General features: G+C 59.7%; 2 protein-coding genes. Both read right to left on the reverse strand.

Translation table 11 applies throughout. From position 1 onward, the window contains the following. The coding region (locus tag NKH60_RS34840; RefSeq protein WP_352875112.1) for an aldolase/citrate lyase family protein at positions 1 to 284 on the reverse strand (284 nt) is incomplete at its 3' end. Between the two features lie 127 nt (positions 285 to 411). Then, entirely contained in the window at positions 412 to 1,563 is a 1,152-nt protein-coding gene (locus NKH60_RS34845) for a CaiB/BaiF CoA transferase family protein (RefSeq protein ID WP_352875113.1), read from the reverse strand. Positions 1,564 to 1,689: the final 126 nt, after the last annotated feature.

Consider the following 1,689-nt stretch of genomic DNA (forward strand, 5'->3'; position numbering starts at 1 on the left):
GCTGCATCGAGATCGGCCGCCAAGGCGCGCAAACCACGATTCACGCGCACCAAAACAGATGCGCCCTTACGCGCCACCTTTGCCACGGAATCGGAAAGCTGCCGCCGTGCCTCGCCCTTCTGATCCTGGGGAACGGAATCCTCGAGGTCGAGGATAATGCCATCTGCCCCCCGCTCATGAGCCGTCTTCACAAAGCGAGGAACGTGAGCGGGCACGAAGAGCAGCGATCTCCAGCGCGGCACAGACATCGCGCTTTCAACGGCCGCAAAGGTGTCCTTGATCATGGCGTCGCCTCCGCGGCCGATTTTAGCGACGGCGGTGCCAGTGAGTTTTTTGGGCGACCGATGTGCCGAGATGGTGCGCGGTACACAGGCTCTTTGGAAATAGCGTGCGCGCTCACCTTAACGGCGCTCACGCTGACGCGGCTCTTTCGCGCAAGCGCCCCAGAACCTCCTCCCGGACAGTCTCGGTATGAGCGCCAAGGGCCGGAACTGGGCGCAGCGCGGGGTGCTCGGAGTTGAAAATCGCCGCCGGCGCTATCGTCTCGACGGTCCCTTCGGGTGTTCCAACTTGCACCCTGCGAATGTGGGGATGCCTTGAAACATCCGCCACTTCATTCAGTCGACCATATGCCAAGCCGGCCGCCTCGAGCTCCTGCATTGCTTCGTGGCAGGATAGTTCAGAGAACCGCCGTTCAATGATCTCATCAAGTTGCGCACGGTGACCGAGGCGCTCCATATTGTCAACAAAACCAGTTGCACGTGTAAGCGCCGGCTGCTTCAGGAATTTCTCGCAGAAATTTACCCATTCGCGGTCATTTTGAACCGAAAAGATGACATCTTTGCCGTCGGCGCACCGATAGGCGCCATACGGAGCAAGCGACGGGTGTTTTACGCCCGCGCGTACCGTGTGGTAGCCGCTGTAGTCGTTTTGCAGAACCGGCACGTTCATCCAGTCGGCGACGGCATCGAACAGTGACACCTGAATGCTGGTCCCCTCGCCGGTGACCTCGCGATGGTAGAGCGCCTGAAGAATCGCACTATGCGCTGTCATGCCCGCCGAGATGTCGCAAACCGAGACCCCTACACGCGCGGGCCCTTGTTGGTTGCCGGTGATCGCGCATAGACCTGTTTCGGCCTGGACGATGAGATCATAAGCCTTCAAGTGGGAATACGGCCCTGTCTCCCCGAAACCAGAGATGTCGCAGGTGATCAGCCGCGGATATCGTCGACGCAGATCAGCAGACCCAAAACCCAGTTTTTCGATACTGCCCGGCTTCAGATTCTGGACAAAGACGTCAGCATCGGCAAGGAGCGTGTCGAGGACCTCGCGGTCCGCCTCCAACCTCAGGTCCAGACACACCGATTCCTTACCCCGGTTGAGCCAGACGAAGTAAGCGCTCTGCCCCCGAACCAACTTGTCGTAGCTTCGGGCAAAGTCCCCTTCGGGCCTCTCGATCTTGATCACCCGGGCGCCAGAATCCGCAAGGCGGGACGATGCGTAAGGCGCGGCAACGGCCTGCTCCACGGCTACGACAGTGATCCCCTCAAGAGAGTTCCGCATGTGACACCGTGCTTTTCATCCAAAGTTTTCGCTTTGAGCCCGACGACGGCTCAGCATCGCGAGCAATCGGTTCTGTTCGTTCCCGACGATGGAAAATGCCTCGTCGACACCCATTCCGGGCTTTGC

Origin of the sequence: Mesorhizobium sp. M1006 (genome assembly GCF_040318825.1) — a bacterium.
Classification (GTDB): Bacteria; Pseudomonadota; Alphaproteobacteria; order Rhizobiales; family Rhizobiaceae; genus Mesorhizobium.

Coding starts and splice junctions, on each gene's coding strand:
- NKH60_RS34845 (WP_352875113.1), bottom strand. CDS start 1,563: ATGCGGAACTCTCTTGAGGGGATCACTGTCGTAGCCGTGGAGCAGGCC.